This window comes from Nocardioides sp. NPDC057767 (assembly GCF_042798275.1).
In the GTDB taxonomy this organism is placed as follows: Bacteria; Actinomycetota; Actinomycetes; order Propionibacteriales; family Nocardioidaceae; genus Nocardioides.
On record NZ_JBHVKJ010000037.1, the window covers coordinates 50,576 to 57,438 of the forward strand.

Sequence of the window (6,863 nt, forward strand, 5' to 3'; positions counted from 1 at the left end):
CGCTCACTCCTCCTCGGGAGGCGTCTCCGCGCCGTCGCGCTCGTCGCGGTCGGCCCACTCGAGCAGCGGCTCGATCGAGAACGGATGGTCGTCGATGTCGGCGTGCAGGTCACCGATCTCGGCGAACCGCGCCGGCACCGTACGCATCGTGAAGTCACGCGGGTCGACGTCCTTGGTCTCCTCCCAGGCGATCGGGGTGGAGACCCGGCCGTCGGCGACGCCGCGGATCGAGTAGGCGCAGGCGATCGTGTGGTCCCGGGTGTTCTGGTTGTAGTCGACGAACAGCTGCGCCGGGTCGCGATCCTTGCGCCACCACGCGGTGGTGACCAGCTTCGGCGCCCGGCGCTCGACCTCCCGGGCGAAGGCGTGCGCGGCGCGGCGTACGTCACCGAAGCCGTGCTCCGCAGGGATCCGCACGTAGACATGCATGCCGGAGCCGCCACTCGTCTTCGGGTAGCCGACCGCGCCGAGCTCGTCGAGGAGCTCGCGGACCACGCCGGCGACGGTCTGCACCGTCGAGAACGGGCAGTCGGGACCGGGGTCGAGGTCGATGCGCCACTCGTCGGGCTTCTCGGTGTCCTCGCGGCGGCTGTTCCAGGGGTGGAACTCGACCGTCGACATCTGGACCGCCCAGATCACCGCGCCGAGCTCGGTCACGCACAGCTCGTCGGCCGTGCGGCCCCAGCGCGGGAAGTAGAGACGTACGGTCTCGATCCAGTCGGGCGCTCCTTGCGGCAGCCGCTTCTGGTGCACCTTCGGCCCCGCCAGGCCCTTGGGGAACCTGTGCAGCATGCACGGCCGCTCCCACAACGCGTTGACGATCCCAGGGCCGACGGCGAGGTAGTACTGCGCCACGTCGAGCTTCGTCGCACCAGTCTCCGGGAAGTAGACCCGATCGGGGTTGGAGATCCTGACGACGCGGTTGTCGACCTCGATCTCCACCGACGGCGATGCCTTGGTCATGCTCGCCAGCGTAGGCCACGGATCCCGAGCCCCTCCTACTATTCGGGGCATGGACTTCGACCAGCCTCCCGTCGTACGCGTCGAGGCGGACACCACGCGTGCGGCGCTGCCGCCCGGCGAGTGGCCGCTGACCGTCCCGGCCGTCGCCCAGGTCGTCGAGAAGGGGCTCGATCTCGGCGCCGGCGTCACGTTCCTGGTCGGTGAGAACGGCTCGGGGAAGTCGACGATCGTGGAGGCCGTCGCCGCGGCGTACGGCCTCAATCCCGAGGGCGGCTCGCGCAACACCAACCACTCGACGCGGGCATCGGAGTCGCCGCTGAGCGACGCCCTCCGCCTCCAGCGCGGCCTGGGCTCCGCGCGCTGGGGCTTCTTCCTCCGCGCCGAGACGATGCACGGCTGGTACACCTACATGGAGGATCTGGGTGACTCCCCGGCGGGCGAGCCCGTGTTCCACGAGATGAGCCACGGCGAGTCGTTCCTCGCGGTGCTGCGCCAGCGGTTCGACTCCCCCGGCTTCTACTGCCTCGACGAGCCGGAGGCGGCGCTGTCGTTCATGTCCACGATGGGGCTGATCGCAACGCTCGACGAGGTGGTGCGAGACGGCGGTCAGGTGCTCTGCGCCACCCACTCGCCGGTGCTGGCCGCGATGCCCGGCGCCACCATCCTCGAGGTCGGCGACTGGGGTCTGCGCGAGACGACCTGGGACGACCTCGAGCTCGTACGTCACTGGCGCAGCTACCTCGACGACCCGCTCCGCTACCTGCGCCACATCCTCGACTGAGGATCACACCCGGGTGCGGCGCAGCAGTGCCAGGAACATCGCGTCGGTGCCGTGGCGGTGCGGCCAGAGCTGCACCGTGCCCTCGATCGGCCCGGCACTGTCGGGCACGTTGCCGACCGTGGCTTCGATGGGCTCGAGGCGTACGTCGGATCGGTCGCCGAGGACGCTCCGCACCACGCCGCCGGTCTCCGCAAGCACCGGCGAGCAGGTGGCGTAGAGCACCACGCCGCCCGGCCGGGTCAGGTCGATGGCGCGGTCGAGGAGGGAGCGCTGCAGGCCGGCGAGTACGTCCAGGTCGGCCGCGCCGCGCCGCCACCGCGCCTCCGGCCGGCGGCGCAGCGCCCCCAGGCCGGTGCACGGGGCATCGACGAGCACCCGGTCGAAGGTGGCGTCCTTGAACGGCGGCCTGGTCCCGTCGCCCGCGACGACCCCGGAGACACCCTCGACCGGCGATCCGGCCGAGCGGTCGGTCAGGTTGGCCAGGACGAGTCCGGCGCGGTGCGGCTGGCGCTCGTTCGCGACCAGCGTGGCGCCCTGCTGCGCGGCCAGGGCCGCCAGCAGAGCCGACTTGCCGCCCGGCCCGGCGCACAGGTCCAGCCAGGTCTCCGGCCGGTCGCCGTCGCGCTCGACGTCCGTCTCGGCCAGGGCGATGGCCACGAGCTGCGAGCCCTCGTCCTGCACGCCCGCGCGCCCCTCCGCGACCGCTTCGATCCCGGCCGGTGAGCCGGAGTCGAGGGTGACGCCGAAGGGCGAGTAGGTCGTCGGCGTACCGCCGAGCTCGTCGACCGTCGCCCGCCCCGGACGGGCGACCAGCGTGACCGACGGGGGCACGTTGTCGGCCTCGAGCAGCGCGTCGATCTGGTCGCGGCCGACGGCCTCGGCCAGCCGCTCCACGACCCAGCGCGGGTGGCTGAAGGCGACCGCGGCCCAGCCGTCGTGGTCCTTCTCACGCGCGGGTGCGACCTCGGCGACCCACTCCTCCAGCGGGTTGCGGGTGACCTTGCGCAGGACGGCGTTGACGAAGCCCGCCGGGCCCTGGCCGACCTTGGAGCGCGTCAGGTCGACGCTGGTCGAGATCGCGGCGTGGTCCGGGACCCGCATGGAGAGGACCTGGTGGGCGCCCAGCCGCAGCACGTCGAGCACCTTCGCCTCGACCTTGGCCAGTGGCCGGTCGATGCACGCGGCCAGCACGGCGTCGTAGGTGCCCTGCTGCCGCAGCGTCCCCGAGGCCAGCTCGGTCGCGAAGGCCGCGTCGCGACCCTCCAGGCCGAGGCGGCCCAGGACGTGAGGCAGCACCAGGTTCGCGTACGCCTCGTCGACCCGCACCGCCTTGAGCACCTCGAACGCCGCCAGCCGAGCCGGGTCGACGGGCTTGGTGCCGCCCCGCTCCCCTGGTCGTCGTGGTCCCTGTGGCCGCCGGCCGGGGCGCCTCCTATTCGAAGGTGACACCGGACTCCAGACGTACGCCGCGAGCCCAGTCGGCCGCCGGCATCTCCTTCTTGCCGAAGGCCTTCACGCGGCCCAGGCGTACGGCCGTCGTGCCGGTGCCGACGAGGACCTCGTTCTTGCGGACGACCAGCTCGCCGGGGGCAGCCTCGTCGTCGGTCATCGTGATCGGTCCGACCTTGAACCGCTCTCCGTCGAGCAGCGTCCAGGCTCCCGGCGCCGGGGTGCAGGCGCGGACCTGCCGGTCGATGGCCACCGCGTTCTGGGTCCAGTCGACCCGGGCGTCCTCGACGGTGATCTTGTCGGCGTAGGAGACGCCGTCGGCGGGCTGCTCGCGCGCCTCCAGAGAGCCGTCCTCGATCCCGTCGAGGGTGGAGACCAGCAGCGTGGCGCCACCGGCGGTGAGCTTCTCGAAGAGCGAGCCGGAAGTCTCCTCGGGCGCCAGCGCCTGCGTCATGGTGCCGAAGACGGGACCGGCGTCCATCGCCTTCACGATCCGGAAGGTGGTGGCACCGGAGATCTCCTCACCGGCCCAGACCGCACGCTGCACCGGAGCCGCGCCGCGGTAGGCGGGCAGCAGCGAGAAGTGCAGGTTGACCCAGCCGTGCGGCGGGATGTCCAGCGCCGACTGCGGCAGCATCGCGCCGTAGGCGACCACCGGGCAGCAGTCGGGCTTCAGCGCCTTCAGCGCCGCCTGGAACTCGGGCTCGCGGGGATGCTCCGGCTTGAGCACCGGCACCCCCAGCTCCTCGGCCCGCTGGGCGACCGGCGAAGGCACCAGCCGCTTGCTGCGGCCCTGGGCGGCGTCGGGCCGGGTGACGACACCGACCAGCTCGTGGCGGGAGGCGGCGATCGCGTCCAGGGACGGCACCGCGACCTCGGGCGTGCCTGCGAAGACGACCCTCATCAGAACCCGAACCCGTTCGTCGCGTGCGGCGAGATCTTCACCGTCGGCTTCTCCAGGCCGAACCACTCCGACTCCCGGATCTCCTTCATCGCAGCCTTGCGCGCGGCCTCGTCGAGCCGGTCGATGAACAGGATGCCGTCGAGGTGGTCGGTCTCGTGCTGGATGGCCCGGGCGAGCAGCTCGGAGCCCTCGATGGTCACCGGCTCGCCGTGCATGTCGAAGCCCTTCGCCACGACCGAGAGCGCGCGGCGGCAGTCGAAGGTGATGTCGGGCAGCGACAGGCAGCCCTCTCCCCCGTCCTGCGTCTCCTCCGACAGGGTCAGGTCCGGGTTGACCAGATGACCGACCTGGCCGTCGACGTACCAGGTGAAGACACGAAGGCTCACGCCGATCTGCGGAGCGGCCAGTCCGGCGCCGGGCGCCTCGAGCATGGTGTCGGTCAGGTCGGCAACGAGCTTGCGCAGCTCCTTGTCGAAGTCGACGACCTCGATGGCTGGCTTGCGCAGCACGGGGTCGCCGAAGAGTCGGATGGGCTGGACTGCCACTGTTCTCCTAGGTGGTCGAGCGTGTCGGGTCCACAATACGTGGGCTGAGCGTGGGTCAGAGCGTCGGCGGATCGACCTGGACCCGCACCGGGTCGAGCTTGCGCGCCGACCGCACCCGCTGCAGCTCTCCGAGCGCCTCGGTGAGCCTGGTACCGAGGGACCTCGGCACGCGTACGACCGCACGCAGCCGCGGCTCGCCGGTCGAGGTGGGCTCGGCGGGCACCGGCCCCAGGATCTCCGCGCCCGGTGGCAGCGCGAGCAGTGTGAGTGCGTCGTCGAGTGCTCCCGGCGTGGCGGTGATGGTGGCCATGCGCGAGGCGGGAGGCAGGTGTGCCTCCTGCCGTGCGGACGCCTCCCGCTGGGCGAACCCGGGCTGGTCCCACCGCACCAGTGCCTGCAGCACGGGCAGCGCCGGGTCACCGACGACCAGCACCCGTCCGCCCGGCCGCACCAGTCCGGCGGCGTTGCTCCAGCGGCGCAGCGCCTCCTCGTCCGTACGCAGGTCCGGCCGCCCGAGCAGCAACCAGGTGTCGAGCAGCAGCACGGCGGCATAGCCGCTACCGGCGGTCGAGCTTGTCGAGACCACGGGCTCGGCGCCGATGGTCGCGACGACGATGGCAGGAGTCCCCGGCACGGCCTGCTTGACCGCCCCCGCCGACGAGGTGACCACCCGCACCCCAGGGAAGGAGCGACCCATCTCCTCGGCCGTGCGGGCCTCACCGATGATCGGCGCCCGCAGCCCGAACCCGCCGCAGGCGCCGCACGCCCATGCCGCCTCGACGTGACCGCACCAGGCACAGGTCGGCGGCGCGGCCGGTCCGCCGAGCTGCAGGGGCCCCTGGCAGGCCGAGCACCTCGCCGGCGTACGGCACCGGTCGCAGGCCAGCGAGGCCGCATATCCGCGGCGCGGGGTCTGCAGCAGGACCGGTCCGGTGGCGAGCGCGGCGCGGATCGCCTCGTGAGCCTCGCGGGGCACCCGGGAGGCCCGGGTGAGCGGATCCTTCTCCAGGTCGAAGTCGGTGTCGCCGGTGATCTCGATGCTCACCCGCTGCCGGGCCAGGGCACGCGTCGGGCGGATCTCCTGCGCCCAACCGGTCTCGACCAGGAACCCGGCCTCGACGGTCCGCGCGAAGCCGCCCACGAGCGCTGCCGCCTGCTCCAGCTCGGCGCGCAGGAGCAGCACGTCGCGCGCGTGCGGGTAGGGCGAACGCTGCTCGGCGAGCAGATCGTCGCCGTCGTCCCAGACGACCACGAGCCCGAGGTCGCGCACCGGCGCGAAGGCCGCGGCACGGGTGCCGATCGCCACCTTCACCGCGCCTCGGGAGACCCGCAGGAACTCACGGTAACGAGGCGCCGGCCCGGCGTCCGCGGCCAGCACGGCGTGCCGGCCCTCCCCCAGCACCTTCGTCATCGCGGTGTCGAGCCGGGCGAGGTCCTTCCAATCGGGCACCACGACCAGCGCACCGCGTCCGGAGGCGAGCGTCGCGGCGGTGGCGTGCGCGATCAGATCGGCGTGGTCGGTGCCCGCCGCGGCGTGCCAGACCGCACGCGGCGCTCCGCCGGAGGCCAGGTGTCGCAGGAATGCGGCCGCGGGCTCGTGGCCGGTCCAGGCAGTCGTCGCCGCGGCCGGGTCGAACGGTGGCGCGGCCGGGGCGGCCGGCGAGGGCTCCTTCTCGGTCGACGCGTGCCGCGGAGGGATCGCGAGCCGGAGCACGTCGGCCCGGGGACCCGCGTAACGCCGGGCGACCGCCTCGCTCAGCGCGGCCACCTGCGGGGTGAGCACCACCTCGGAGCTGACCACCCGTTTGAGCGGCTGCAGCTTTGTGTGCTCGGAGGCCTCGGCGCGGGCCACGACGAACCCGTCGACGTCCTTGGGGCCGAACCGCACCTTCACCCGCACCCCGGGCCGCGCCTCCTCGGCCATCGAGACCGGAACCGCGTAGTCGAAGGGGCGGTCCAGGTGGGCCATCGGCAGGTCGAGCAAGACCTTGGCGACGGGGTCGACCTCGGCGAGCTCCGCCTCAGCAGCCTTCCGCGCACGCGTGGCCGCGGCCTTCGCCCGCCCCTCCTTGACCCGGTCGCGAACCAGGCCGGGCAGCTCCAACTCGGCTGCCCCGGCTGCCTCCTTCGGTCCCCGGCTCACAGGGGTCGTTTCTACCAGCAGCCACCGACGAAATGCCGAGTCGGCCCGTCTTGACCACAAGCCATGCCGAGTCGGCCC

6 protein-coding genes are annotated in these 6,863 nt (G+C 72.8%); 1 reads left to right on the forward strand and 5 read right to left on the reverse strand.

The features are described from left to right. Positions 1–3: 3 nt before the first annotated feature. Positions 4–963 (reverse strand): non-homologous end-joining DNA ligase, encoded by a 960-nt coding sequence (gene ligD / locus ACFVDI_RS19200; protein WP_378908147.1) that lies wholly within the window; start codon positions 961–963, stop codon positions 4–6. Between the two features lie 49 nt (positions 964–1,012). Here ligD and ACFVDI_RS19205 point away from each other — a divergent pair, with 49 nt between their 5' ends. Next, positions 1,013–1,744: an AAA family ATPase gene (locus tag ACFVDI_RS19205; protein WP_378908149.1), complete on the forward strand. Its 732-nt coding sequence runs from the start codon at positions 1,013–1,015 to the stop codon at positions 1,742–1,744. Between the two features lie 3 nt (positions 1,745–1,747). Here ACFVDI_RS19205 and ACFVDI_RS19210 read toward each other — a convergent pair whose 3' ends face one another. Genes ACFVDI_RS19210 through ACFVDI_RS19225 form a run of 4 tightly spaced genes read right to left on the reverse strand, consistent with a single transcriptional unit; the run spans position 1,748 to position 6,785 of the window. Continuing rightward, complete coding sequence (locus tag ACFVDI_RS19210; protein WP_378908153.1) at positions 1,748–3,193, reverse strand: RsmB/NOP family class I SAM-dependent RNA methyltransferase; 1,446 nt, start codon at positions 3,191–3,193, stop codon at positions 1,748–1,750. After that, complete coding sequence (gene fmt / locus ACFVDI_RS19215; protein ID WP_378908181.1) at positions 3,177–4,097, reverse strand: methionyl-tRNA formyltransferase; 921 nt, start codon at positions 4,095–4,097, stop codon at positions 3,177–3,179. Before fmt ends, ACFVDI_RS19210 begins: the two co-directional genes overlap by 17 nt. Beyond that, positions 4,097–4,642, reverse strand: coding sequence for a peptide deformylase (gene def, locus ACFVDI_RS19220; RefSeq protein WP_378908219.1), 546 nt, complete (start codon positions 4,640–4,642; stop codon positions 4,097–4,099). The genes fmt and def overlap by 1 nt, the downstream gene beginning before the upstream one ends. A 55-nt stretch (positions 4,643–4,697) precedes the next feature. After that, the gene (locus tag ACFVDI_RS19225; protein WP_378908225.1) at positions 4,698–6,785 is read right to left on the reverse strand and encodes a primosomal protein N'; all 2,088 of its coding nucleotides are present in this window, start codon (positions 6,783–6,785) and stop codon (positions 4,698–4,700) included. Positions 6,786–6,863 lie beyond the last annotated feature (78 nt).